General features: G+C 42.5%; 22 protein-coding genes. 11 read left to right on the forward strand and 11 right to left on the reverse strand.

The genetic code is table 11. The annotated features are described in order from the left end of the window. Nucleotides 1-82 precede the first annotated feature (82 nt). The 5 genes from nadA to astE all read right to left on the reverse strand — a co-directional run bounded on the left by nadA (nucleotide 83) and on the right by astE (nucleotide 6,251). Nucleotides 83-1,147 carry a quinolinate synthase NadA gene (nadA, locus tag CXF86_RS15620; protein WP_101091648.1) on the reverse strand — a complete coding sequence of 355 codons (1,065 nt, stop codon included), beginning with the start codon at nucleotides 1,145-1,147 and terminating at the stop codon, nucleotides 83-85. A 137-nt stretch (nucleotides 1,148-1,284) separates the two neighbouring features. Continuing rightward, on the reverse strand, nucleotides 1,285-2,862 hold the full coding sequence (locus CXF86_RS15625) for a dihydrolipoyllysine-residue acetyltransferase (RefSeq protein WP_102039449.1): 1,578 nt from the start codon (nucleotides 2,860-2,862) through the stop codon (nucleotides 1,285-1,287). A gap of 9 nt (nucleotides 2,863-2,871) precedes the next feature. After that, nucleotides 2,872-3,849 carry an alpha-ketoacid dehydrogenase subunit beta gene (locus CXF86_RS15630; RefSeq protein ID WP_101091646.1) on the reverse strand — a complete coding sequence of 326 codons (978 nt, stop codon included), beginning with the start codon at nucleotides 3,847-3,849 and terminating at the stop codon, nucleotides 2,872-2,874. A gap of 3 nt (nucleotides 3,850-3,852) precedes the next feature. Beyond that, a complete protein-coding gene (locus CXF86_RS15635; protein WP_101091645.1) occupies nucleotides 3,853-5,031 on the reverse strand; it encodes a thiamine pyrophosphate-dependent dehydrogenase E1 component subunit alpha in 1,179 nt (392 codons plus the stop codon). Nucleotides 5,032-5,213: 182 nt separating this feature from the next. Further along, entirely contained in the window at nucleotides 5,214-6,251 is a 1,038-nt protein-coding gene (gene astE, locus CXF86_RS15640) for a succinylglutamate desuccinylase (protein ID WP_101091644.1), read from the reverse strand. 247 nt (nucleotides 6,252-6,498) lie between these two features. Here astE and msrA point away from each other — a divergent pair, with 247 nt between their 5' ends. After that, complete coding sequence (msrA, locus tag CXF86_RS15645) at nucleotides 6,499-6,978, forward strand: peptide-methionine (S)-S-oxide reductase MsrA (RefSeq protein ID WP_101091643.1); 480 nt, start codon at nucleotides 6,499-6,501, stop codon at nucleotides 6,976-6,978. 176 nt (nucleotides 6,979-7,154) lie between these two features. Here msrA and pgm read toward each other — a convergent pair whose 3' ends face one another. Continuing rightward, entirely contained in the window at nucleotides 7,155-8,807 is a 1,653-nt protein-coding gene (gene pgm / locus CXF86_RS15650; RefSeq protein ID WP_102039450.1) for a phosphoglucomutase (alpha-D-glucose-1,6-bisphosphate-dependent), read from the reverse strand. Nucleotides 8,808-8,839: 32 nt separating this feature from the next. Next, complete coding sequence (gene seqA / locus CXF86_RS15655; protein WP_101091641.1) at nucleotides 8,840-9,403, reverse strand: replication initiation negative regulator SeqA; 564 nt, start codon at nucleotides 9,401-9,403, stop codon at nucleotides 8,840-8,842. Between the two features lie 278 nt (nucleotides 9,404-9,681). Here seqA and CXF86_RS15660 point away from each other — a divergent pair, with 278 nt between their 5' ends. The 7 genes from CXF86_RS15660 to CXF86_RS15690 all read left to right on the forward strand — a co-directional run bounded on the left by CXF86_RS15660 (nucleotide 9,682) and on the right by CXF86_RS15690 (nucleotide 15,153). Beyond that, nucleotides 9,682-10,440 carry an alpha/beta fold hydrolase gene (locus CXF86_RS15660; protein ID WP_101091640.1) on the forward strand — a complete coding sequence of 253 codons (759 nt, stop codon included), beginning with the start codon at nucleotides 9,682-9,684 and terminating at the stop codon, nucleotides 10,438-10,440. Between the two features lie 96 nt (nucleotides 10,441-10,536). After that, entirely contained in the window at nucleotides 10,537-10,758 is a 222-nt protein-coding gene (locus CXF86_RS15665) for a DUF2788 domain-containing protein (protein ID WP_101091639.1), read from the forward strand. Between the two features lie 10 nt (nucleotides 10,759-10,768). Next, nucleotides 10,769-11,041: a LexA regulated protein gene (gene ybfE / locus CXF86_RS15670; protein WP_101091638.1), complete on the forward strand. Its 273-nt coding sequence runs from the start codon at nucleotides 10,769-10,771 to the stop codon at nucleotides 11,039-11,041. A 52-nt stretch (nucleotides 11,042-11,093) separates the two neighbouring features. Beyond that, entirely contained in the window at nucleotides 11,094-11,621 is a 528-nt protein-coding gene (gene fldA / locus CXF86_RS15675; RefSeq protein WP_101091637.1) for a flavodoxin FldA, read from the forward strand. A 109-nt stretch (nucleotides 11,622-11,730) separates the two neighbouring features. Continuing rightward, a complete protein-coding gene (gene earP / locus CXF86_RS15680; RefSeq protein ID WP_102039451.1) occupies nucleotides 11,731-12,939 on the forward strand; it encodes an elongation factor P maturation arginine rhamnosyltransferase EarP in 1,209 nt (402 codons plus the stop codon). 45 nt (nucleotides 12,940-12,984) lie between these two features. After that, complete coding sequence (gene efp / locus CXF86_RS15685; RefSeq protein WP_101091635.1) at nucleotides 12,985-13,545, forward strand: elongation factor P; 561 nt, start codon at nucleotides 12,985-12,987, stop codon at nucleotides 13,543-13,545. 393 nt (nucleotides 13,546-13,938) lie between these two features. Further along, nucleotides 13,939-15,153: a pyridoxal phosphate-dependent aminotransferase gene (locus CXF86_RS15690; protein ID WP_101091634.1), complete on the forward strand. Its 1,215-nt coding sequence runs from the start codon at nucleotides 13,939-13,941 to the stop codon at nucleotides 15,151-15,153. 79 nt (nucleotides 15,154-15,232) lie between these two features. On the opposite strand, the gene CXF86_RS15695 is transcribed toward CXF86_RS15690, so the two are convergent. Then, nucleotides 15,233-16,927 carry a LeoA/HP0731 family dynamin-like GTPase gene (locus CXF86_RS15695; RefSeq protein ID WP_102039452.1) on the reverse strand — a complete coding sequence of 565 codons (1,695 nt, stop codon included), beginning with the start codon at nucleotides 16,925-16,927 and terminating at the stop codon, nucleotides 15,233-15,235. A gap of 2 nt (nucleotides 16,928-16,929) precedes the next feature. Beyond that, entirely contained in the window at nucleotides 16,930-19,107 is a 2,178-nt protein-coding gene (locus CXF86_RS15700; RefSeq protein ID WP_102039453.1) for an AAA family ATPase, read from the reverse strand. Between the two features lie 521 nt (nucleotides 19,108-19,628). Here CXF86_RS15700 and yfbR point away from each other — a divergent pair. Both yfbR and CXF86_RS15710 read left to right on the forward strand, forming a co-directional pair. After that, entirely contained in the window at nucleotides 19,629-20,216 is a 588-nt protein-coding gene (gene yfbR, locus CXF86_RS15705; RefSeq protein ID WP_102039454.1) for a 5'-deoxynucleotidase, read from the forward strand. Between the two features lie 20 nt (nucleotides 20,217-20,236). Then, nucleotides 20,237-21,571, forward strand: coding sequence for an anti-phage deoxyguanosine triphosphatase (locus tag CXF86_RS15710; RefSeq protein ID WP_101091630.1), 1,335 nt, complete (start codon nucleotides 20,237-20,239; stop codon nucleotides 21,569-21,571). A 283-nt stretch (nucleotides 21,572-21,854) separates the two neighbouring features. Here the strand turns inward: CXF86_RS15710 and CXF86_RS15715 are convergent, their stop codons facing one another. Together CXF86_RS15715 and CXF86_RS15720 are read right to left on the reverse strand one after the other, a co-directional pair. Next, entirely contained in the window at nucleotides 21,855-22,904 is a 1,050-nt protein-coding gene (locus CXF86_RS15715; RefSeq protein WP_101091629.1) for an MBL fold metallo-hydrolase, read from the reverse strand. Nucleotides 22,905-23,063: 159 nt separating this feature from the next. Next, nucleotides 23,064-23,696, reverse strand: coding sequence for a YchE family NAAT transporter (locus CXF86_RS15720; protein WP_101091628.1), 633 nt, complete (start codon nucleotides 23,694-23,696; stop codon nucleotides 23,064-23,066). A gap of 329 nt (nucleotides 23,697-24,025) precedes the next feature. Between CXF86_RS15720 and adhE the strand changes: the two genes are divergently transcribed. Next, nucleotides 24,026-26,641 (forward strand): bifunctional acetaldehyde-CoA/alcohol dehydrogenase, encoded by a 2,616-nt coding sequence (gene adhE / locus CXF86_RS15725; protein ID WP_102039455.1) that lies wholly within the window; start codon nucleotides 24,026-24,028, stop codon nucleotides 26,639-26,641. Nucleotides 26,642-26,669: the final 28 nt, after the last annotated feature.

Here is a 26,669-nt window from a genome sequence, read left to right on the forward strand (position 1 = left end):
TGCAGACTTTTTCGGCATTGCGGATAAAAACGTGATCCAAATCAATTATTCGAGCATTTATGAGATGGTTATCAACGTTTTATTAAGCATTACCTTTCACTGTCATATTCAAGGTTTTAGCAAAATCTAACATTCTATTGAGAGGTTTTAGTGCATCGAGTCTCAAAGTCTCATCAACGAAAATCTCATGCTGCAGCCCTGCACTCTCAAGTGCGTTTTCAATGGCCTTTAAACCATTCATTGCCATCCAAGGACAATGGGCACAACTTTTACACGTACCTCCATTACCACCGGTAGGGGCTTCCACTAATATTTTATTCGGTGCAGCTTGCTGCATCTTATAAAAAATACCTCTGTCAGTGGCAACAATAAACATATCGTTATCCATTGTATGAGCTGCTTTAATCAGTTGGCTTGTTGAGCCTACGACATCAGCAAGTTCAACCACACTAGCAGGCGATTCAGGGTGAACCAATACTGCAGCATTTGGATGTAGTTTCTTTAATTCTATTAACGCGTTTGCTTTAAACTCATCGTGAACAATGCACTCGCCTTGCCACATCAGCATCTCGGCTCCAGTCTCTTTAGCAATGTAACTGCCTAGATGACGATCCGGTCCCCAAATGATTTTCTTATCTTGACTGTCTAAATGTTCGACAATTTCTAATGCAATGCTTGAAGTGACAACCCAATCAGCACGCGCTTTGACCGCTGCAGATGTATTGGCATAAACAACGACGGTATGGTCTGGGTGTGCATCGCAAAATTCACTGAATGTTTCAATCGGACAACCGATATCAAGTGAACATGTAGCTTCCAACGTAGGCATTAGTACCGTTTTTTCGGGACTAAGGATTTTAGAGGTTTCCCCCATAAACTTTACCCCAGCAACAATCAGTGTTTTTGCCGGGTGATCACGACCAAATCGTGCCATCTCTAGTGAGTCTGAAACACATCCGCCGGTTTCTTCGGCCAATGCTTGAATTTCTGGGTCAGTATAATAGTGAGCAACAAGAACGGCGTTACGCTCTTTAAGTAGCTGTTTAATGCGCTCTTTAGATTGTTCCTTTTCTATGTCAGATAAAGGTACAGGCTTCGCGGGGAATGGATACTCAATACTTTTGATACTGGGGGTGAACGCGCTCATACTACAACCAAAGGACAGTAACTGATTCGCGGAATTATACGGAATTTTTTACCCATTTAAAACTCTTTACCGTAAAGGGAATAAAAAAAGGTGCTTTATTAAGCACCTTTTTATCTATTGAGCTATCAACGAAATGTTTACTGCATTGCGAGTAACATCTCTTGTGGTTGCTCAAGATAGAGTTTCCACAGGTTACAAAAACGTGCAATCGTACCACCGTCGATGACTCTGTGATCACCAGACCAGCTCACCTGCATTATCTTACGCGCCTCGACTTCGCCCGCAGCATTGAATCTTGGTAATACTTGTAATTTACCCAGTGCCACAATCGCCACTTCAGGTTTATTGATGATAGGCGTTGCAACAGTCCCGCCCAATGCACCAATATTTGAGATAGTGATACTGCCACCTTTAAGATCGGCGGGAGACACTCGACCACTGCGTGAAGCCGTCGTTAAACGGGTGATGTCAGCAGCAATTTCCAAAATAGTCTTATCTTGCACATCTTTAACATTTGGAACCAGCAAACCCACTTTAGAATCAACCGCCATCCCTATGTTATGGCTCGATAACAATGTTTGCTCGGTGCAATCGGCATTGACGCGGCTGTTCATATCAGGGAACTGCGCCAGTGCTAAAGACATCGACTTCATGAAGAAAGGCATCATGGTGAGCTTAAGCTCATCAGTGGAATATTTCTTCTTCATGCTTTCGCGCAGTGCAACTAATGCGGTGAGGTCGAATTCTTCACAATAGGTAAAGTGAGGAATGGTCGACACGGATTCTGTCATCATTCTCGCCATCACCGCACGAACACCTTTAATAGGTTCGATGCGATCACCAGCAGCCACACTTTGACTTACATTAGGGCTGGCAGTAGTCGACGTTGTCACCGTGTTTACTTGGTTGCTTGGCGACACTATAGGAGATTGATGGCGCTCAATATCTTCCTTAAACACACGGCCATTTTTACCCGTGCCCTTCACTTTGGAGATATCAATGTCTAATGTGCGAGCCATACGGCGTACCGCTGGGCTAGCTAATGCTTTACCTTGTGGGGCAGGTTCGACACTTTCGGCCACTACAGTGTTAGTTGCTTGCTCTACTGCGGTATTGACAGCTGTTGCTACCGTTGGCGTTTCAGAGGCAACTTCAATAGCAAATAACGGGGCATGTACCCGAGCCAGTTGCCCTTTTCGGTAATGTAACTTTGTTATTTTACCGTTTTTCATCGCCGGAATTTGAACCAAGGCTTTGTCTGTCATTACATCAGCAATGGGTTGATCTTCAACCACGATATCGCCTTCACTAACCAGCCATTCAACCAGTTCACACTCAACAATACCTTCACCAATATCTGGCAGCAAAAATTCTTCAATAGTCACATTCGCTGTACCGATGTCACTTTGACTCTCTGTATTGCTGACAGCTTCAATGTTGGTCGCTGCAAGTGGCGCAGCTTGAGATCCGCCTTCCTCTGCAATATCAACAGCATATAAAGGCGCATGTACTTTGGCAATTTCGCCTTTGGCATAATACAATTTAGCAATAGTGCCAGCGTACGGTGCGGGAATTTGCACTAATGCTTTGTCCGTCATCACATCGGCTATTGGCTGATCTTCAGTGACAACATCGCCCTCTTGCACTAACCATTCAACTAGCTCGCATTCAACAACGCCTTCACCGATATCCGGCAGGATAAACTCTTTAATCATGGCGGGCTCCTAAAATTTGACTGACGCTTTAATGGCTTCAAATGTTTTCAATGCATCAGGCATATATTCTTTTTCATGGATTAATGGATAAGGTGTATCCAAACCACAAACACGCGTAATCGGTGATTCTAGGTATAAGAAGCACTCTTCTTGTATCGTTGCTGCTATTTCACCGGCAAAACCACCCGTTAATGGCGCTTCGTGGTTGATCAGTAATCTGCCAGTTTTCTTTACTGATGCAGCAACAGTATCGACATCCCAAGGAGATAAGGTCCGCAGATCGATAACTTCACATGAAATGCCTTTCTTTGCTGCCATGTCGGCAGCATTTTCAAGAATTTCCATCTGAGCGCCCCAGCCTAACAATGTAATGTCAGTCCCTTGGCGGATCACTTCAGCTTTACCCAACTCAATAACAAAGTCACCATCTCTCACTTCGCCTACTGATGCACGGTAAAGACGTTTTGGCTCAAAGAAGATGACCGGATTTTTGTCTCGGATTGACGCAATCAACAAGCCTTTAGCTTGTTCTGGATTACGCGGGATAACCACTTTAAGACCCGGTGTTTGAGTAAAATAGGCTTCGGGTGACTGTGAGTGATAGTGACCCCCCGCAATACCGCCGCCATAAGGCGTTCTAAACGTTAGACCGCCCACGTCAAACTCATTACCACTGCGGTAACGGAATTTAGCGCTTTCGTTGACGATCTGATCTATCGCTGGAAAGATATAATCGGCGAATTGGATTTCAGCTACGGCCGTCATGCCATTAGAGGCGAGTCCATTGGCAAAGCCAGCGATACCTTGCTCTGTTAGCGGTGTATTAAAACAGCGGTCACGGCCAAATTTTTCTTGCAGGCCCGAAGTCGCTCGAAAAACGCCGCCAAAATGACCAACGTCTTCACCAAATACCATCATTTTTTGATCAGCTTCCATTTCCGAGCTCAGGGCTTCGTTAATGGCTTGCAACATATTCATCTCTGCCACAGCTTATATTCTCCCTGCGCTTTTTGGATAGGCTTCTGGATACTTCTTGATATGTGTCTTTAACTCGGCCAATTGTTTTTCTAATATTGGCGTTGGCTTGTCATACACATCTTGGATAAGGTCATCCAAATGCGGTAACGGGATCTTCTCTGCAACTTTAAGTTCAGCTAGCACTTCTTCACGATATTTAACATAAAGATCGGCATCTTGTTTTTCGTTGAGCCAGCCTTTGTTAATCATCCATAACTTAAATCGTTTCACTGGATCATGTTGCTGCCATTTGGCTTCTTCATCTTTTGAGCGATAACCTGATGGGTCATCTGATGACGAGTGAGCACCGAGACGATATGTCATCGCTTCTATTAACACTGGAGCATTATTGTCTAGTGCGTAAGCGCGAGCTTGCTGCGTCGCGGCTAATACTGCCAACATGTCATTACCATCGACACGGATAGTATGCATGCCATACCCAGGTCCTCGGCTGGCAATACCATTACCTGCAAACTGTTCTTCCGTTGGCGTCGAAATAGCATAACCATTATTACGGCAGAAGAAGATCACTGGCGAACTAAGCACTGCGGCCATGTTGAGGCCAGCATGAAAGTCACCTTCTGATGCAGCGCCTTCTCCGAAGTAACAAATAGCAATGTTACGCTTCTTTTGCATTTTCAAGCTATAAGCAACGCCTGTAGCTTGTGGAATTTGGGTCGCCAGTGGCGATGATATGGTCTGGTAGTTTAATGCTTGGCTACCATAATGGATTGGCATCTGACGGCCTTTACCTAAATCTTTCTCGTTGCTGAACATTTGGTTCATAAATTGTTCAGTGGTAAATCCACGGTAGCGTAAAGCAGCATGTTCACGGTACTGGGCTAAAATAACATCGCCGTCATCGAGTGCAGCGGTACTACCGATGATAGAAGCCTCTTCACCGGTGCAAGTCATGTAAAAACTGATACGCCCTTGACGCTGTGCTCCCAGCATACGCTCGTCTAATACTCGGGTGAACACACATGTATCGTGGACTTTTTTAGCCAAGGCTTCGTCTATAACGGGTAATACCGCGCCTTCATAGGCTGTGCCATCGGCTTGTAATACTTTAAGGATGGGGATCGCGATGGAGTTTTTATCTAAAAAACTTACGCGATGGACTGTCTCAGCATTTGTTGTTGCGTTGCTCATAATGTGCTCTTGTTATTTATGATGCTTCCAAATGACGAAAGAAGCATCTATCTATTCTAATACGCGGGAAGAACATTACGTTAACGTAAACTAACTCTCAATACTTCCCATCACTCAAAAGACAACTAAGCGCCTCTGTGCATGTATATATTGGTTTACATGCACAGTTATTCAGTATGAATTTAGTCCAAATTACTATCATCTGCCGTCTTTAACATCAATACGGTCCGTTGGCCGACCGGCACTTTTGCATTCGGAAAAACAATCGATTCAAACTCATGTTCTATTTTAACCGCCTGACCACCTTCTTTGGCTAAGGTGTAACCTCTTGGAAATGCTGTAAAGTTTTCAACATCGTTAGTGAAGTTAAATTCAAAATCGTCAAAGTGTTTATTAACAGAACGACACACTTGATAAAGGTTTAACCGCTTAAGATCGAATGCTGGCAGTTGTAAATCTCGTCCCGTCATCAATAGTGTCAACATCTCCTTCATGGCGATAAATCGAGTCATGTCATTTTGCCCCATCGGGAATACTTTGCCTAATTCAATGGTAAAGGCATCGGCTCGATAGTTCTCAGACGAAAAGTAACTGAAGGTTGTAGTCGGTTCATGATGGAATAAAATGGTGTTAATACCGCAAGACTCGAGGAACATAATCTGTTCTCGACTGTACTTACGGCCAGGACGGTAGGGATAGATGGCAAACTTTTCGTGTTTTGACCCACGAATAGCTGTATGTAGATCGTAATGAATACGTTGTCTTTGACCTGATTGAGAGGCGTAGAATCTATCAACATATTGTTCTAGTTTGTGCGCTCTGACCCGCTCTGGATTACAAAGGCCATCGCCACGTGAATGCGCCCCATTAAACAGACGGTTTAGATTTTCATCGATAAAGCGTGTGCCATTGTGGATTGCTGCAGGATTACCGATTAAAAACATCACCCGCTGTTTCAGCTTTATTTCTTCAGCCAGAATTTGCGTAATGAGTCCATTACAAAGCTCAATGGGCGCCGTTTCATTGCCGTGAACTGCACAGGACAACACAATATCCTTACTGTGTTTAGTTTGTATCGGTTCAAACACAATAACGCCAGTATCCCAAACTTGTACGTGAGTGTGCTCACCTAAGTCAAATTCAAAACTCTCTGGAAGATATTGTGGATGCGCTAAGGTTAACGCGAGAAAATCCTTGGACTGCTTCAATTCGTGAAACACAAACAACTCCTTATTTAATACTTGTCAGTTCGCTCAGTGATAGCTCGTATGCCTTACCAAACCTATCCCCTTTGCTGATATTGCATGGAATATTAGCATGAATCAGAGACTAATAAGGCAACGAATTTACAGGCTTAGTGCAACAAGTAATCAGCTGGATAAAATTATGCTTGCATTGGTTGAAAAGATAAAACACAATGAGGACATCTAGCCATCCAAACGGCCAATACAATATTAAGGAGTCATCATGGCTTATGCTACATTCGGTGCGGGTTGTTTTTGGGGCGTTGAGTATTTTTTCAAGCAAGTTGACGGCGTAACCGACTGTACGTGTGGCTACATGGGTGGCAATGACCTGTATTCCTCTTATAGTGACGTTAAAGCAGGTAATACCGGTCATGCTGAAGTTGTCCAGATTGAGTTTGACCCTAGCAAAGTGGGTTATGAAACATTGTTAGATATATTTTGGCAAAATCATAATCCGACCACGCTAAATCAACAGGGCGAAGACAAAGGCAACCAGTATAGAAGCTGCGTATTTTTCCATAATACCCAGCAAAGAAGCCAAGCAGAAAAGGCAAAGCTTGCACTGATAAAAAGTAGCAAGTGGGGAGATAAACAAATAGTGACTGAAATTGTCCCTACGCAACAGTTCCATGAAGCTGAAACTTACCATCAAGATTACTTAGCTAAGAACGACCTACCCAGTTGTCACATTAGCTTCTAGATGCAAGTTATACCCATAACATTGGGTATCGGTCATTCATTAGGAATTAAAAGGGAAGTGGCAAGTTTAACACTAATGCTTCTTCTATAACCTCAGTCGCAGAAACCAGAGTATTGAAGCCGCAGATATAAAAAAGACGCCATAACAGCGCCCTCTTTATTATTACCCGTATACATTTAGCTCGCTAATGCTTGCTCAACAATAATGGCAGCATCTTTAAGCAATTGTTGTAAATGCTCTTGGCTGACAAAACTCTCACCGTAAAGCTTAAATAATGCTTCAGTACCCGATGGACGAGCCGCAAACCAGCCATTGTCGGTGACCACTTTAATGCCCCCTATCGAGGCCCCATTACCTGGAGCATGTGTCAGCTTTTGGGTAATAGTATCGTTAGCTAGCGTTGTCGCTGAGATTGAAGCGACAGTAATTTTGGCGAATCTAGCTTTGTTATCCAAGCTAATGGGGCTATCAATGCGTTGGTAAAAGCTCTGGCCAAACTCGCGTTCTAATTCGAGATAACGTTGCTGCGGTGTTTTGCCCGTAACAGCTAATATCTCAGCCGCCAATAAACACAAGATAAAGCCATCTTTGTCGGTACACCAAGTGCTGCCATCTAGTCGTAAAAATGCAGCTCCAGCGCTTTCTTCCCCACCAAAGGCAAACGAACTGTTGGCAAGACCTTCAACAAACCATTTAAAGCCGACGGGAACTTCAGACATCTGTTTATCATGCATGGCACAGACTTTATCAATCATAGCGCTTGAGACTAATGTTTTACCAATCACCATCTTGTCAGTCCAATTAGGACGATGAGTCACAAGGTAATCAATTGCCACTGCAAGAAAATGATTCGGGTTCATCAAACCGCTGCCAGGACATACAATGCCGTGTCGATCAAAGTCGGGATCATTACCAAAACAAAGATCATATTGGTCTTTATGTTGAAGTAAACCGGCCATCGCAAATGGAGATGAACAGTCCATTCTGATCTTGCCATCTTTATCCAATGGCATGAAACTAAAGCTTGGATCGACCTTGTTGTTTACAATCGTAATGTCTAAGCCATATTTATCTGCTATTGGCTGCCAGTAATGGATCCCTGAACCGCCAAGAGGATCTATGCCTAAATGCAGTTTAGCATCCGCAATCGCCGACATATTGATGACATTGGCAAGATCGTTTACATACGGCGTAATGAAGTCTTCAGCACTGACATACTCCGTTAGCAACGCTTGGGCATAATCAATCCGCTTAACGCCAACTAAGTCATTCGCTAAATACTGATTTGATCTATTTTGGATCCAATCGGTGATCTCGCCTTCTGCTGGACCACCATGCGGTGGATTGTATTTTATTCCACCGTCTTGAGGTGGATTATGTGAAGGCGTGACGATAAGACCATCGACCAGATGAGCAACACTATTATCTTGCTGGCTATTGGCGCAAACAATAGCGTGCGATACCACCGGCGTAGGCGTGAAACCGTCATTTTCGTGAATAGCGACAGTCACTTTATTTGCGACTAAAACTTCAATAACAGAAATGGCAGCAGGTTGTGATAGCGCATGCGTATCAATACCCAATATAAGCTTGCCCGTGATCCCCGCCTCGATACGGTAATCAACCACTGCTTGAGAAATCGCTAATAGATGGGCTTCATTAAAACTACGCTTAATGGCACTGCCACGATGGCCTGAAGTGCCAAAAGTAACCTGTTGCGTCACCTCTTTGGCACTAGGGCTTAACCGATAATACAAACTTATCAGTTTAGATATATTGACCAAATCCTTTTGTTCAGCAATCTGTCCCGCTCTTTCATGTATGGCCAAAAACTAGCTCCTTTAGTTAACGTAGATGTCTATTATACTTTATCGATGATAGCGACAACTTGCGCATCATCTGTTCCAAACTGTGTCAGCACTTCAGACAAAATAGTGCGTTTCTTAGCCGTGTTATTATTGGTTGTCACCCAAAAGCCACTGTTGCCAATCTCTTTCGGATTAGCTGACTTGCTGGCTTTTAATAACGCGTCCTTTGACGTTGCAAAGTACAACCTGTCACGCCCTTGGATCAACAGAACTTGTTCAAACTGGCTTTTTGATGTCTGATACACAGTGTCCAAAATAAACAAGAACCGTCCAACAGCGCCTTTTTGCGCCGCTAATAGCTCTGCATCGATTAAACCAATAAAGTCACCAATAAGGTTACTTTCAACTATGATGGGTTTATTGATGACTTCTACAACCTTGTCGTCACGTTCTAAACTTGGGTGGCTAATCGTTTCAGGTTGAGGTTGAGCTGGAGTCACTGCATCAACACGCAGCCCTAATATTCGTCGTAAAATATCAGAAGCGCTTTCACCAATATGTTCAGTTTTGCTGGCAATGTGGCGGTAAAGCTCTTCATCAACCTCGATATATTTCATAACGGTTATCTTCCTTACGTAGAAAACTGGGATCGGTGTTATTTGTACTGATCATGAGCGCATTACGGCCCCAAATTATCCCCTCAGTGTAACGAGGTTTAGAGCCTTGATAAAGCACCAATAATTGAAAACTGCGATCCAAATAAGAAAGAGCGGCTTGTTAGCCGACTAAGCGGTTAATAATGCGTCAAAGAGGTGACAATTTTATGACCTGACTTGGATTCTAAATAGGATACAGGCACAATCTTGCACAATTCGATCTTTTAGGCGGGCATAAAATGCACTATACGACCAATGGCAGCGGACCTGCTGTTATTCTCATTCATGGGCTATTTGGCGATCTTGATAATCTAAAAGCACTCGGGAAAACGTTAGAAGATAGCTTTACCGTCGTTCGAGTCGATGTCGTCAACCATGGCAATAGTGAACATGTCTCCTCAATGACCTATCAAACGTTAGCTGACGATGTGAAACAGCTACTCAGCACGCTCAACATAAACGAAGCAATATTAGTCGGACACTCTATGGGCGGTAAAATAGCGATGGCAACTGCCCTTCTCTATCCAGAATGTGTGACCAAGCTTGTTGTGGCTGATATTGCCCCCGTTGCCTACAACAGTCGTCATGATAAGGTTTTTAATGCACTTGAAACCATGCCATTAACCGAGATCAACGATAGGCGTGATGCACTAACCCATATGCGTAGCCTTGATATCGATGAAGGCACTGCGCAGTTTTTACTTAAGTCACTTAAACGCAGTGACCATGGCTTTGAATGGAAGATGAATTTAGCAGGGTTAAAACAAAGCTATAACGACATCATTGGCTGGCCAACGTTCACAACTCAGTATACCGGTCCATGCCTATTAATACGCGGCGGCGACTCAGACTACGTCACATCCGCTCATAGAAGCGCTATAATTGAGCAATTCCCTACCATAAAAGCAAAAACAATTGAGGGTACGGGGCATTGGCTACATGCTCAAAAAACTAGCATTTTTAACCGTATAGTAAAAGATTTCCTCGTGAGTAATTGATAAAAATTTACTGCCAATAAGATGTAAATCGTCTAGCCGCTTTACCACTTATATGGTATATTCCCGCCACTTTTTTTTGGCCAGAAGGAATGGTAGATGTTAATGCAACATATGGAGCAAATTGAGGCGTTAGGCCTAAACTTGTTTTTTGCAGCCATTTTCTTCTTTATTGGTATGGCCATTCACGATGTACTTAAACAGGGTAAAGTGCCTCTGTTTGGTCGACGTATCGTTTGGTTAGTTTTATTTCTCGGCTGTGCCGGGTTTATCGCAAAAGGGATTATACAGATGACCTGGGAAGGTTCAGGCATCGGTTAAATTGGACTCAATGGCAAAAGAAACATCAGACAGAACCACCATTGATCTGTTCGCAACAGAACAACGACGTGGTCGTCCTCGTAGCAATCCATTGCCGCGGGACCAGCAGCTAAAAATTAATAAAAGAAACCAAATCCAACGTGACCGAGCTAACGGTTTAAAGCGAATAGAGCTAAAGGTGTCACAAGATTTGTATGACGCCTTGAATGAACAGGCAATGGCCAGTAATATTAGCCGCAGTCAGTTAATTGAATTAATACTGCAAAAGCAAGTCAGTAATTGAGCGCTTTTACAGCACGCATACTTTAAAGTGAACTAGACATAAAGGAACAACAATGGCTACAGTAGGTCTTTTTTTCGGGTCTGATACAGGCAACACCGAAGCCGTCGCCAAAATGATCCAGAAAAAACTGGGTAAAAAAATGGTTGAGGTGAAAGATATCGCCAAAAGTACCAAAGAACAGATAGCAGAGTATGATCTGCTTCTTTTCGGGATCCCAACTTGGTATTACGGTGAAGCACAATGTGACTGGGACGATTTTTTCCCAGAACTTGAGCAAGTAAACTTTGAAGATAAGTTAGTCGCTATTTTCGGTTGCGGTGACCAAGAGGATTACGCTGAGTATTTTCTCGATGCCATGGGCATGGTTAACGAAATCGTCGAAGGCCGTGGTGGTATTGTCATTGGTCATTGGCCAACAGAAAGCTACGACTTTGAAGCCTCGAAAGGCTTAGCGGATCCTAAGCACTTTGTCGGTTTAGGCATTGATGAAGACCGTCAACCTGAACTTACCGAAGAGCGAGTAGATGCTTGGGTTAAACAGATCTATGAAGAGATGTGTTTAGCTGAACTAGCAGATTAATAAACGCTTAAGTTTATTCATCTCTAGCAACAAAAAAAACGGCATTTATGCCGTTTTTTCGTATTTAAAGATAAATGTCAGCCGTTTAACTAACCAAGGTAGCGAAGCATTGACTCATTGCGCATTAAAGCCCGTAAAAACGACAACTCAGTGGGATATCTTTTGCTGTGTTGTCGACAACTATGGTGATATAGGGGTCACTTGGCGACTCGCTAAGCAACTGACAAAAGAATATCAAATCAATATCACCTTATGGGTCGATGACTTAAACAGTTTTTCACACATTTTGCCACCGTTAGATCCAAGTCTTAACAGCCAGAAACATGATGGTGTGCGCATCAACTTATGGTCTGAGCCTCTCCCGGTAAACTATAACGCTGCAGATGTTGTCATTGAGGCATTCGCCTGTAATCTGCCTAACGCAGTTGTGCAAGCGATGCATGCCCAGCATGAAGCCCATAAGCAAGATACCAGCGTCCCTAAAGCACCTGTATGGTTAAATTTAGAGTACTTAAGTGCTGAGTCTTGGGTCGAAGGTTGTCATGGCCTACCCTCTATGCAAAATAACGGCCTCAAAAAGTACTTTTACTTCCCTGGATTTACGGGTAACACCGGTGGTTTGATTTGCGAAAAGGACACTTTAGATCAGCGGAATGTATGGCAATCGAATCTGGACTTTCGACACCAGTTGTTCAACAAGCTTGGCCTCAATAATATTGACGATAACGACACAGTGATCAGTGTATTCAGCTATGAGACCTCTGCCCTACTTCGTTTATGCAAGTTATGGATGGAGTCAGATAATCGAATACATGCGTTGATCCCCAAAGGACGAAGTTTAAACAGTCTACAATCACTGCTACCTTGTGCTATCAATGACCTCAACGTAGGCCAACAAGTGGTGCATGGTAATCTTACTATTCATATTTTGCCCATGACAGATCAGCAAAGCTACGATCAACTGTTGTGGAGCTGTGACGTGAATATTGTTCGCGGTGAAGACTCCTTTTTACGAGCACAATGGGCAGGGAAACCGTTTATTTGGCATATTTATCCTCAAGAGGATGATTACCATCTGGTAAAATTAGCCGCCTTTATGGATAGCTATTGTGATAATCTCAGCCCACAAGCGAGCAATATCTACCGTTCACTCAATATCGCTTTTAATAAAGAGCAAGCTGACACTGCCGCTCAAGAGTGGCAAAACCTAGATTTAATCCAGCCTGAGATGTCACTTCACGCACAACAATGGCCAATTTACATATTAAATGACGCAGATCTTGCTTCTCGACTAGTTCAATTCGTCAAAAATAGCTAAGATACTGCGTTGAAATAGAAAAAACCAAAAATAGGAAATAGTGTAATGAAAACTGCTCATGAAATCCGTCCTGGTAACGTGATCATGTTAGATGGCAGCCCATGGGTTGTACTTAAGACTGAAACAACTCGATCTGGCCGTAACGCTGCTATCGTAAAATTAAAGCTTAAGAGCGTTTTGCTTGATTCGACGACTGAAACAACGTTCAAAGGTGAAGATAAGTTAGATGACATCATTCTTGAACGTCTTGACTGTACTTATTCATACTTTGCCGATCCTATGTATGTGTTTATGGATGCTGAATATAACCAGTATGACGTAGAAGCAGAAAACTTAGGTGATGCAGCAGCTTATATCGTTGACGGTATGGAAGATATTTGTCAGGTTACTTTCTATGAAGAGAAAGCTATCTCTGTAGAGCTGCCTATTACTGTTAGTCGTGAAGTTACCTATACAGAGCCTTCAGCTCGTGGTGACACTTCAGGTAAAGTAATGAAGCCTGCAACTATCGCAGGTGGAAGCACTCTGAGTGTTGCTGATTTCGTTAAAACTGGCGATATGATCGAAATTGATACTCGCACTAACGAATTTAAGAAACGCGTTTAATCTCAATTCGTGTCTCTGAGAAAGCCAGCCTTCAGGTTGGCTTTTTTATTACTTTTGATCTCACAAAATCAACATCAAAAAACCAATTAATACACTTCTTAGATATGTTCTCCACGCCTCACTGACCCGCGACCGAATCAATTGATCTTTTATTGATGTTGATCAACTAGCGAATAACCCAGTCAACCACGCACAAAGAAGAGACTTACACCACAATTGTAACTCATGGCAGTGTATGATGCTTAATAGCATTCTAAAGTACGGCGCTCACGGTAGATCACACTATTTAAGCTAGGATTTAAGGCTATCTTTGTCTAATCATTTTAGCTATTGTTCACTCAACTTACGTCTTTACTACAATAGACTCATTTTTAAAGCATTTTCGAGGTTTAGATGCGCCCAATTATCAAATCCACCAAATTGGACTCTGTTTGCTACGACATTCGTGGTCCAGTCCATAAAGAAGCGAGAAGATTAGAGGACGAAGGTCATAGGATCTTAAAACTCAATATCGGCAATCCAGCGCCTTTTGGATTTGAAGCACCCGAAGAAATCGTCCGCGATGTGATTTTAAACTTGCCTAGTGCGCAAGGCTATTGCGAGTCTAAAGGGCTATTTTCGGCACGAAAAGCGATTGTTCAACATTATCAATCTCAAGGGATCCTTGGCGTCGACATTGAAGATATCTATATCGGTAATGGAGTGTCAGAACTTATCGTAATGGCAATGCAGGGGCTCCTCAATAGTGATGACGAGGTACTTGTTCCCTCACCCGATTATCCGCTTTGGACCGCCGCCGTGCATCTGTCAGGTGGTAAAGCGCAGCATTATCGTTGTGATGAAGAGTCCGGCTGGTTTCCTGATATTGACGATATAAAAAGCAAAATCACCCCACGTACGCGTGGCATTGTGCTTATCAACCCCAATAACCCTACTGGCGCGGTTTATTCAAAAGAACTTATTCTTGAAGTCATCGAGTTGTGTCGACTACATGATATGATTTTATTTAGCGATGAGATCTATGACAAAATTTTGTATGACGAGGCCGTGCATATACCTGCTGCGAGTTTATCGGATGACATCCTGACGGTGACCTTTAATGGCCTTTCTAAAGTTTATCGCGCCGCAGGTTTTCGAGTCGGTTGGATGATGCTTACCGGCAACTTAAAATCGGCAAAAAGCTATATTGAAGGCTTAGATATGCTCGCCTCAATGCGCCTCTGCGCCAACGTACCGAATCAACATGCTATCCAGACGGCTTTAGGCGGATATCAGAGTATTCAAGAGTTAGTACAACCGGGTGGACGTTTGTGTGTCCAACGAGATGCTTGTGTCGAAATGCTCAATCAAATCCCTGGCGTCAGCGTGGTTAAGCCAAAAGGTGCGTTATATGCATTTGCCAAGTTGGATCAGAAAAAGTTCAATTTACGGGATGACGAACGACTAGTGCTCGACCTTTTAAAAGAGAAGAAAATACTCTTGGTGCAAGGCACAGCGTTTAACTGGCCAGAGCCTGACCATCTTAGGGTCGTCTTTTTACCCTACAAGGATGAACTTACAAAGGCCTTAGGTGAAGTTGGTGAGTTCCTTGAAGGATACAAGCAATAACCTTTTAAAAAGAGGCTTAACACTTAAACGACCTCTGGGTCGTTTTTTAGTATTAAGCCTATATTAACGTGCTGAACGTTTAAACATCTGAAAATTCAGCTTCAATAATCTCTCCCTGTTCACGCCATTGCTTGAATTTGGCCCTTTTCGCGGTTTGTTGTGAAATGCATTGACACAAATCATCCATCGAACTTATTAGCGAGATTTGACTAGGAAAGAAATTGGCAATAAAGCTGCCACTGTTTATGAGTGCTAATAGCTCTTTACGCTGACCTTCAAAGTTATCTACCATTTCAGTAATCGCAACTTCAAAGGCCTGCTGGCGCTTATGTTCATTCCATGAGTTCCAAGCTTCAAGTGCCACCCCAACAAAAGCTAACGCACCATTAATGCCCTTGGCTAAGTTAACGGCGCCCCAAGGTTTAAATTTCAACATACCGGCAAGATCAATACCCACCATTTTCCCTGCTGCGCTCAATCCGTCACGGGCTGCTAGGATACTCTGATTATTAATGAAACTCCCTTTCACAAGGTAATTAACGCCTTGCTTACCCATCAGCATCACAGTATCGTTGTAGTGCTTAACTTCGTTTTGAAAGTTATTTTGAAGCTGAGTTAACTCGCCAGATAAGGCATTGATTTGACTTTCTATTTCGTTTTGAACCCGAGTGTTTAACATCACCCCTTCATTGCCAACTTCTCTCTCGAAGAAATCGTTAAATGTATTCAGATCTGTCCCTTTTACCTGAATAATCAAGTCACCAAAGTAGTTTATCACAAAGTTACGTAAGCCAATTTGAACTTCAATAATTCGAGTGTTCGCCAAACTAATCTGTTTTTCAAGGCGTATATTCATGGTATTCAGACGAGCAAGCTCTTCACCAATTTTTTCGTCGTTTTCTACCGCCTTCGGCAACTGACGACCGAGTACATCACGGATTATGCTATTTTTAGCCTCTAGCGCAACTGACATTTGGCCGCCATTTTCACGCACCTTCTCTACCGTTGCTTGCTGAAGTTTTTCGATATGAGACAATGCCTTAAACTTTTCAACATTTTCTAGCCAGTATTCCGTTCCCATATCAAATGGGTTAGCAGCCACTGCCACAACCGTAATCAGCTCTTCTTCAGTTAACGTAATTGCGTCATTTAACCTTTCTATGACGTTTTGCTGCTTTATCTCTAGATTAGTCCTGTAATCCCACTCACTCTCAACGTCAGCGACTTCATCGAAGCGGCTTAAAACAAACACCGTCCTAGAAAGAAGCTTTAAATCACGAAACAACCAGTTAAGATCATCGTGATGGCTCGCCTTAATAGGATTAGTCGAGTTCATCACATAAAGCACAAGGTGCGCCTCACTGACATACTTCTTTGTGATGTCTTTATACATTTCGATTTGTGATGAATCCGCGTTTAGCTTTTCTTTAAAACCAAACAGGCCTGGTGTGTCTATAAGCTCACAATTATCATCTAAATCATAAACCTTAACCGCATCAGATGATTCTTGATGGCTGATATTCATACTTTCGCTGTCTAACTTTTCCATCCAAGCCGCAGCAATTGAAGTCTTACCCTCAGAAAAACCGCCAACTAAGGCGATCTTTAGCTTACCTTGGTCAACAGTGCTTAAGGCATGCTCAAGTTTAGCGGTAAGGTTTGCATCAATGTCAGCCCCTGCGTCTACACCCAATTGTAAGAACGTAACTAATTTTTCAAGTAAAGTACGAGCCTGTTGCTTGCTTGACTCAAATTCATTTATAGTTTCAATCATTGTTAAGACTCCAACTGCTTGCAAAGCATTTTTAATTCACTTTTAGCTAATTTTAATTTTTGATTCACAACTTCTATATGCTCGACCGAGGTCGCCATTGCTTGTTTAATGATATCGACATTCGCTTCGACCTCTTGCATGACATTCGCTAACGTATTATCTAGTTTTTCGTTAATGCTCTTCGATACTGTTGAGATATTCTCATCCGTCGACTTTCTCTGCTGAGATTGTTTATAGTTACTACTAAAAAAGGAGCGAACGGCTTTATACAATTGAAAAACCAAGGTCGCGGCAGAAACCGCAATTATTGCCCAGCCAACAGGCGTCCAGAACAAAGCGATACCGCCACCAACCGCACCAACGACGCCCCACACATTAATACCATGATCAATATCGACTTCTAAACTCGTGTCTACAGAATCAATATTGTTGTATAAACCTAACAATTCACTGCTTTGGGTTTGAAAGCGTTCAACAATATCTTTAAGGCTTGTTTCAAATGCGTCCATCTCTTTATTCATAATATCTGGCATAGATTCTATGAGTCGCTTTTGATATTTTTCAATATTGCTCTCTAAACTGTCCTTAAAATCATCATTGCTAATATTGTCATCGATACAGTCATAAGTAGATGAACGTACTGAAGATTCAAAATGACGAACAACTTCTCTCGCCCGATTGCTCAACCTAGATTTTAGGGTCGCTACCAAAGTGTTAAGCTCTGTATCTGTATCTTTAAGCTCTGAGGTCAATGTATGTAAAAGGGGCGTAAACTTTTGACTTAATAAGCCTGTTACATCCTCCAAAGCAGAACTAACGATCTGTTTCGCCTTGTGCTTATTTGATCTAACAATTTTGGCTTTAAAGTCATTGACCATGCTTTGATCGAACATACCCACAACAGCATTTATGTTGGACTTAGCTAATAAATCCGCAGCATCAAATTTGTTTAAAAACTTGCTTTGCATGCCTTGGTCACGTGAACCCGGTAACAAACAAGTCGCAGAGGCTAAGAATGCTGGATATGCACTGAGGGCTAAGCTTTTTTGATAACTGTCACCAAGATGCTCTACCATGACTTTATCCAACACTGCCAAGCTTTCTAATTCCCCTTCAGAAACTAAAGTGACTTTCTCTAACTGAATAGGGTTTTGAATGCGCTTGTTAAAGATTGACCACACTTCAGATTGAGCACCCAAGTGCTGTTTTATCTTTTGCAATGTACCCGGGTTAGATGCATCCCCTTTCTGCGGCGCAGCCGCTTTACTGGTAATATAAAAAACGGCATGAGCTTTATGAACCGCTTTCCATATGGCATCACTCACTTTGTCTTCTTTACCTTCAATACCCGGAACATCGAGTATGTTGAACTTGCATCCATCATGCTCAAACGTATAACTCTGGGTATCTAACGTAAAATCTGAACGGCCATTACCAATGATAAAGCCATCAGCCAAGCTTTGGGCTTGATTCACCTGCACTTCAATCTGCTGATGTCTGCTCTGTAATCCCTCTACATTGGCACTAATATCCAGACACTCTTGTTGGTATCTTGCCGTTTGTTCAGTAAACGCTTGCGTGCCTTGTTCAAGATTTTTAGATGCTGCTTGATAAGCTGACAGCTGTGGCATTTTTTTAAATAGCCAAATAAATCGCTGTAGTAATGTCGCTGTCGCTTGTGCACTGTCTAGCTTTTCCTTAGTACTGAGCTTCTCAGTTTCACAGCGATCAACTGTCTGTTCAAGCCCTTGCTGGCTTACTTTCCAGTCGAAGTGGCACTTTTTAAGCATTGCTTCATTATCAAGAATACCTTGCCGAGTCTGCTCTATCAGCTCGACAGAAATCCCAGACTCTAGCTGCCACTGTTTAAACTCGGCCTGTTGTTTATTTTTTAACTCCTCAGCTAATATAATGCGCAAGGTTTCAATTATTGTGGATTTACCCGCATTGGTTTCACCATACAAAGCAATGGTAAAAGTATCCCACTCTGCGTTTTTTTCTAAATTTATGAGTTGTTGGCTGATTTCAACATGTAGCTTAGTGAGTATATCTCGACTAAGTTCAGTCGTCTCTTTGGTACTAAGATCGCTAGTGTCTTGGCTTAGCTTTTGGATCAGCTCATTAATAATCAACTGAATTTTTTGATAGATTTGACTCGGTGAGTCTTGATCTTCATTCATAAATATAACCTATACCACTCGGTGTTTTCTTAAGGTAGTTAGTACACCTAACCATCTAAATATCGTTAATGTAGCAATTGCAACTAACTCCGATTATATAGCTTTATTACATGCACTTATATCTATTGCAACACAGTTATGGCATCGAATTAACACTATTTAAAAAAGCTCTAGCATTCTTGATAAAAGGGCGGGAGGTCACAATATATAAGGTATCGTCGAATTTATGAGCTTATAGAAAGCCGCAAATCAGATAACCAAATGACAACTCTGACGAGATGAGGCTCTGCTAACAAGCGCGAGTTAAGGAGTTAGGAAGTAAGATCTAAGCGGCACATCTGGTTAAGAGGTTTAGCTAAAGCATGAGGTTCACGCTGTAGAATAAAGCTTTGGCTGTATGCTTTGAGCATATATAAACCAATATTGGTGTTTCTTTCTCGACCATTAAACGACTTAAGGGTCGTTTAATGGTCTTAAGACTATGATAACCTCAGTGAGTCCGCCATAGATTAAGGAATACTATGAGTCACCTTTTTGCCCACCTTGCTCGAATGAAATTAATTCAACGCTGGCCACTAATGTATAACGTTAGAACAGAGAATGTACAAGAGCACTCTCTACAGGTCGCTATGGTTGCACACTCTCTTGCCTTAATTAGCAATAAAAAATTTGATGGCAACTATGATCCTAACCAAGCCGCAACCATCGCCATTTTCCATGACGCCAGTGAGATCCTCACTGGCGACCTCCCGACTCCGGTTAAGTATTTCAATAAAGAGATTGAGGCCGAGTATAAAAAAATTGAAGCTATTGCTGAACATCGGTTACTCGAAATGGTGCCTGAAGAGTTCAAAGAAGACTATTGTGCATTGTTAACAAGTGAACATGCTGACCCTGAATACAAAGCATTGGTTAAAGCTGCCGATACCTTGTGCGCTTATTTAAAATGTTTAGAAGAGCGCCGTGCGGGGAATACTGAGTTCAATACGGCACAAAAGCGCTTAGAGCAAAGTCTAAAAGATAACACTAACCCGGCAGTAAACTATTTTATAGAATGTTTTATTCCAAGTTTTACGCTTGATCTCGATGATATTAATAAATTGCTTTAAGTCATTAATAAGGAACCAGCATGGATCAAACACCCTGGCATGAAAGACGTTTAGCTGAAGACAAGCAAAGACGTAACGATCATCGTAGCCCTTACCAACGAGACCGTGCCCGTATTCTGCATTCAGCCGCCTTCAGGCGACTACAAGCTAAGACTCAGGTCTTAGGCATTGGTATGAATGATTTTTATCGTACTCGCTTGACCCATTCGTTAGAAGTAGGCCAAATAGGCACGGGGATTCGTGCACAGCTTAAACAGAAACACCCAGAGCATGATGAACTACTCGATTCGATGAGCTTGATAGAGTCGATATGTCTTGCCCACGATATAGGTCACCCACCATTTGGTCATGGCGGTGAAGTTGCACTTAACTATATGATGCGCAAACACGGCGGTTTTGAAGGAAATGGCCAAACCTTTAGGATATTAGCTCGCCTAGAACCCTATACCGAATATTATGGCATGAACCTATGTCGACGCACGTTATTAGGTATACTCAAGTACCCGGCCCCCTATAGCCTGCTCCACCGTGAATTGCCTTTTAGTGAGGTTAGCCGCTTTCGTCAGTTAAAACCCTCTGAGTGGCCACCGGTTAAAGGACTATTTGATGATGACTTAGAGGTACTAAACTGGGTGTTAGACCCATTGTCAGAAGCCGATAAAGCACTGTTTCTCTCTCATCACTTAGTTGATGAATCAAAGCATCAAAGAACGCAATACAAATCATTTGATTGCTCTATCATGGAGCTTGCGGATGATATTGCCTACGCTGTGCACGATTTAGAAGATGCTATTGTGATGGGCATTGTCAGCCGTGAGCAATGGACTGAAGATGTTGAAAGCCAACTTAAAGAAAGCGATGACGACTGGATTAAAAGCGAGTTTTCCACTATTGGACAACGACTATTTTCGAGTAAACACCATCTTAGAAAAGACGCGATTGGTACTTTAGTCAATGGTTTTGTCACCGCGATATCGATTACCGAGGTAGACGGGTTTAGTGAGCCACTGCTTAAATTTAACGCAGCGCTTGAAGGCCCTTTTGACTCCGCGCTTAACACGCTAAAGCTATTTGTATATCAATACGTGATTCGAAAACCTGAGATTCAGATGCTCGAGTATAAAGGCCAACAAATTGTGATGGAGTTATTTGAGGCCTTCATTTCAGATCCTGAGCGACTACTGCCAACAAATACCCAAGCGCGTTGGATTGAAGCAAAAGATCAAGGACTCAATTGCCACCGTGTTATCGCAGATTACATTTCAGGAATGACAGACGAATTTGCAGCAAGACTGCATCAACATCTGTTTAGCCCGAAGTCAGGCTCGATGATTGAATTAAACCGCGAGCTTTAATACCTAACTTGCACTGCGGTGATAGATATTGATTGGCAATGAAATCGACTCATTTACAATACTGTCTATCACTTTTTAGCTATCTACAGTGAGTTAAGCAATAAGCTAAACAATGATCTTGTTTTATAACGACGAATTTCAATACCTTATGTAGGCATTTACTTGTTACAACAATCCCATAAGGCCCTTACCTTTATTACCCGCTACAAGCATCAGCTGAAGCTAAGCGCTATACCGTTAAGTGAGCCGTATTCAGAATACGGCTAATAAAGTATGTATAAACTTAGCGCTCTATTGGGTATTTCATTGCAATCCATTCAGGTAAACCTGAATGGCTAACGCAGGTAATATTATCCAGCCCCATAATAGACAGATTGGTTAATGCGGTTTGGGCTCTACGCCCTGAATGGCAGTAGATGTAGATATGATTAAAGCCTTTCAATTCTTCCAGGTGTTGTGACTCAGTCCCAAAGGGTATGTTGTGACTACGAGGGATATGCCCTTTTGAATATTCTTCTTTTGTGCGATTATCGATGATTAATGTGTTGCTGTTTTCTTTTAGCCAAACGCTATAAAGCGCATTCATCGAAAAGTCGTTATGAATATAAGCATCCGGATTAAAGTTAATACCGCAGTTAGTATTGGCGGGGACAGCTTCATTGATTTTTTTAGGTATGTCTAAGTTCAGATTACTCATGATCTGCAAAAAATCATCGAATGATTTTTTTTGACCCACCCGAGGATTCCATTGTTTCTCTTCAGCAATCGTTGAGCTGGTTTTACCGTTATAATCATGCCCTGGATAAATGACCGTTTCATCTGCCAAACTAAACAGTTTTTCGGTGATGCTATGGTACAAATCCCCTGAGTTCCCCTCTTGAAAGTCTGTACGGCCACAGCCCCGGATTAATAAGCAGTCACCGGTAAAAACCATACCATCCACATAAAAACTCATACAGCCATGGGTATGGCCCGGTGTATTTATTGCCCTGATGTGATGTCCCCCAATTGGAAGTTCATCACCCTCTTTCAGGTCTATATCAATTGATTTGACAGCTGCCGCCTGACTGTAAACAATCTGCGCACCGGTTTTTTGTCGGATTAAACCAGCAGAAGTGATGTGGTCGGCATGAATATGCGTTTCAATGATATAGAGAAGCTCGATACCAAGCTCTTCAATATATTGCAGGTCTCGTTGCAGATGTTCTTTAACCGCATCAATAATCGCCCCTTCATGGGTTTTTGGATCTCCCAGCAGGTAGGTGTACGTGCAACTATCCCTATCAAACAGTTGCTTTACATATAAAGGACGCTGGGTGCTTGTGATTAGCATGGTGATTTGTCCGTACTCATGTATTCGTTCTTGAAAGTATAGCGAGTGTCTTTAGTATAATGTTAATAAGTACCTGTATTTAATCTCTAGACTCTGTTATCTGCTACCGGCACAAAAAAGGCACCTTAATAGGTGCCTTTGCATTACTGTAGGTAATCGTTAATACATCATCCCGGGAAACAAGCCTTTAACGCCGGCAGCAATAACTTCAATGCCTATGGAAAGCATCAACAATCCCATCAGACGAGTAATCACGTTAATGCCAGTGTTGCCCAGCACTTTAAATATAACAGGGGCCATACGAAACAGGCTAAAACTCAATAGTCCAAACAAAATAATCGTAATAGACATACCAATTAGATTTTCTAAAGTCTTATACTCAGCGGCAGTGACAATAACCGAACTAATAGCACCAGGGCCTGCCATTAAAGGAAGGGCAAGCGGCACAACCGCAACGGATTCCATACCAGATGCTTCTCGATCTTCCTCTTTGTTGCGTTTAACTTCACCTAGCTTACCTTGCAACATCGACATCGCGATGATGCAAATAAGAGTACCACCGGCGATCCTAAACGCTGAGAGAGAAATGCTGAACATATTCAAAATATGTTGCCCAGCAAAAATGGTGACTAACAGTATGATCACCACGGCAAGGTTAGCCACTTTGCCGGTTTGATTGCGTTCAGCTATCGTTTGGTGACTGGTTAAGCTCACAAATACAGGTAACAATCCAACTGGATTGATGATTGCTACTAACCCTAGAAAAAACTTAAAATAAATAGTTAAATCCAACGTCTTATCCTCTGCGGTCGAGCGCGTTATTGATGATATAAAAAAAGTTGCGCTACTCTAACGCAACTCCTTAAAAAGGAAAAATGAGTTTATCTAACCAAAATCACAATTTTGAATAAATTTTATTAAACCATTTACACGGCACTTTGCTGTAAAAACGTAACACTCTGTTGCTAACATAGTTATTTTATTACAGATAGCAACATTTTTGCGGGACTGATCACGGTGAAATAGGTCATTTGAGTGTAATTTTTCTTCATAGACTCTAAAGGTAGTCAGAGAAAGGTTAGCAAACCCAAATTTTGCTAAATTTTTTTAGGATACACACTATGACAGTCACCAATGAGCAAGACCTCAATAATCTGGTAAGCAAAGTCGTTGAAGCGCAGCGACAATTTGCCGAATTCTCACAAGAGCAGGTCGATATTATATTCAGGGCAGCCGCGCTTGCTGCTGCAGATGCACGAATACCATTAGCTAAAATGGCGGCAACCGAAACGAGAATGGGTGTACTTGAAGATAAAGTGATTAAAAACCACTTTGCCTCAGAATATATCTACAACAAATATAAAGATGAAAAGACCTGTGGGATCATATCTGAAGACCCAACTTTCGGGACGATTACTATCGCGGAGCCTGTCGGTATCATCTGTGGTATTGTGCCCACCACAAACCCGACTTCAACCGCGATATTCAAAGCACTCATAAGCCTTAAAACCCGTAATGGGATTATCTTCTCGCCTCATCCTAGAGCTAAACAATCCACAACCACAGCTGCACGAATAGTGCTAGAAGCTGCAGTTGCTGCTGGTGCACCTAATGATATTATCGGCTGGATTGATGAACCATCTGTGGCATTATCAAATCAACTGATGACACACCCAAATATTAATCTCATTTTGGCCACGGGTGGCCCCGGAATGGTTAAAGCCGCCTATTCATCAGGCAAACCTGCCATTGGCGTGGGAGCGGGCAATACGCCTATTGTCATTGATGAAACCGCTGATATTAAACGAGCGGTTAGCTCTATATTAATGTCAAAAACATTTGATAACGGGGTGGTATGTGCCTCTGAACAAGCCGTGGTGGTGGTCGATGAGATCTATGATGTAGTCAAAGAGCGTTTTATCAGCCACGGTGGTTACATGTTAAACACTGAAGAAACGGCTTTGATGCAAAACGTCATTCTTAATAATGGTGGATTGAATGCCGATATCGTGGGTCAAAGTGCCGCTACTATTGCCAAAATGGCGGGTATTGATGTACACAAGAATACCAAAGTGCTTATTGGTGAAGTGACCGATATAGATGAAGCCGAAGCCTTCGCCCATGAAAAACTGTCTCCGCTGCTGGCTATGTATCGCGCTAATGATTTCGAAGATGCAATGGATAAAGCTGAAGCGCTCGTCACGCTAGGCGGCATTGGTCATACATCCGGGCTATATACCAATCAAGATACGCAAACCGATCGCGTTGAAGCATTTGGCTTTAGAATGAAAACAGCGCGTATCCTAATCAATACTCCGGCATCACAAGGCGGAATTGGGGATCTTTATAACTTTAAACTCGCACCATCATTAACCTTAGGTTGCGGTTCATGGGGCGGTAACTCAATATCTGAAAATGTTGGCCCAAGCCATCTTATCAATAAAAAAATGGTCGCTAAGAGGGCTGAAAACATGTTGTGGCACAAACTTCCATCCTCTATCTATTTCCGCCGAGGTAGCCTGCCGATTGCATTAGAAGAGTTATCAGATAAGAAACGAGCACTTATCGTGACAGATAAATATCTGTTTAATAATGGCTACTGTGATGAAACAATTAAGATATTGAAGAGCCAAGGTCTCGAAACCGAAGTGTTTTACGACGTTGAAGCTGACCCTACAATGCTCATCGTGAATCAAGGTGCAAAAGTAGCTCAAAGCTTTCAACCTGACGTTATTATTGCACTCGGTGGTGGCTCTCCTATGGATGCGGCTAAAATTATATGGGTCATGTACGAACACCCTGATGTCGATTTTGCCGACTTAGCACTGCGTTTTATGGATATCCGTAAACGTATCTACAAATTTCCAAAGCTAGGTAAAAAAGCCATGATGGTGGCCATACCTACAACCTCAGGTACAGGCTCTGAAGTTACCCCATTTGCGGTAGTTACAGATGAAAAGACCGGGATGAAATATCCGATTGCAGACTACGAGCTAACGCCAAACATGGCAATTATTGATCCTAATCTCGTCATGAATATGCCGAAATCACTAACGGCCTTTGGGGGAATTGATGCCATCACCCATGCACTTGAAGCTTATGTCAGCGTGATGTCAAATGAATTCAGTGATGGTCAAGCACTGCAAGCGCTCGATTTGCTGTTTACTCATTTACCTGCTGCATATGAACACGGTGCCAACGCACCTATCGCCCGAGAGAAAGTCCATAATGGGGCTACAATAGCCGGGATCGCATTCGCCAACGCATTTCTAGGCGTCTGTCACTCAATGGCCCACAAACTCGGGGCTGAGTTTCATTTAGCCCATGGACTCGCTAATGCTTTACTAATTAGCAATGTCATTCGTTTTAATGCGACAGATATGCCGACTAAACAGGCTGCGTTTAGCCAATATGATAGACCGAAAGCACTGTGTCGCTACGCCAAAATTGCAGAACACTTAAAACTTAATGGCACCCAAGGTGAAGGCATTACAGATGAAGAAAAAGTCGAGGCTCTACTTAAAGAAATTGATGCTCTCAAGGAGAAGATTGGCATTCCAAGCTCAATCCAAGCTGCCGGCGTCAACGAAGCCGATTTCATCGCAAAATTAGATGAGCTTGCCGAAGATGCATTTGACGATCAATGCACAGGTGCAAACCCACGCTTCCCGCTTATTGCAGAGCTAAAGCAAGTTCTTTTAGCTAGCTATTACGGTAATGATTATATCGATGAATAATCTGCTTATAGGTTCGCAATTCTAGTCA

The organism is Shewanella sp. GutCb (genome assembly GCF_002836135.1).
Lineage (GTDB): Bacteria > Pseudomonadota > Gammaproteobacteria > Enterobacterales > Shewanellaceae > Shewanella.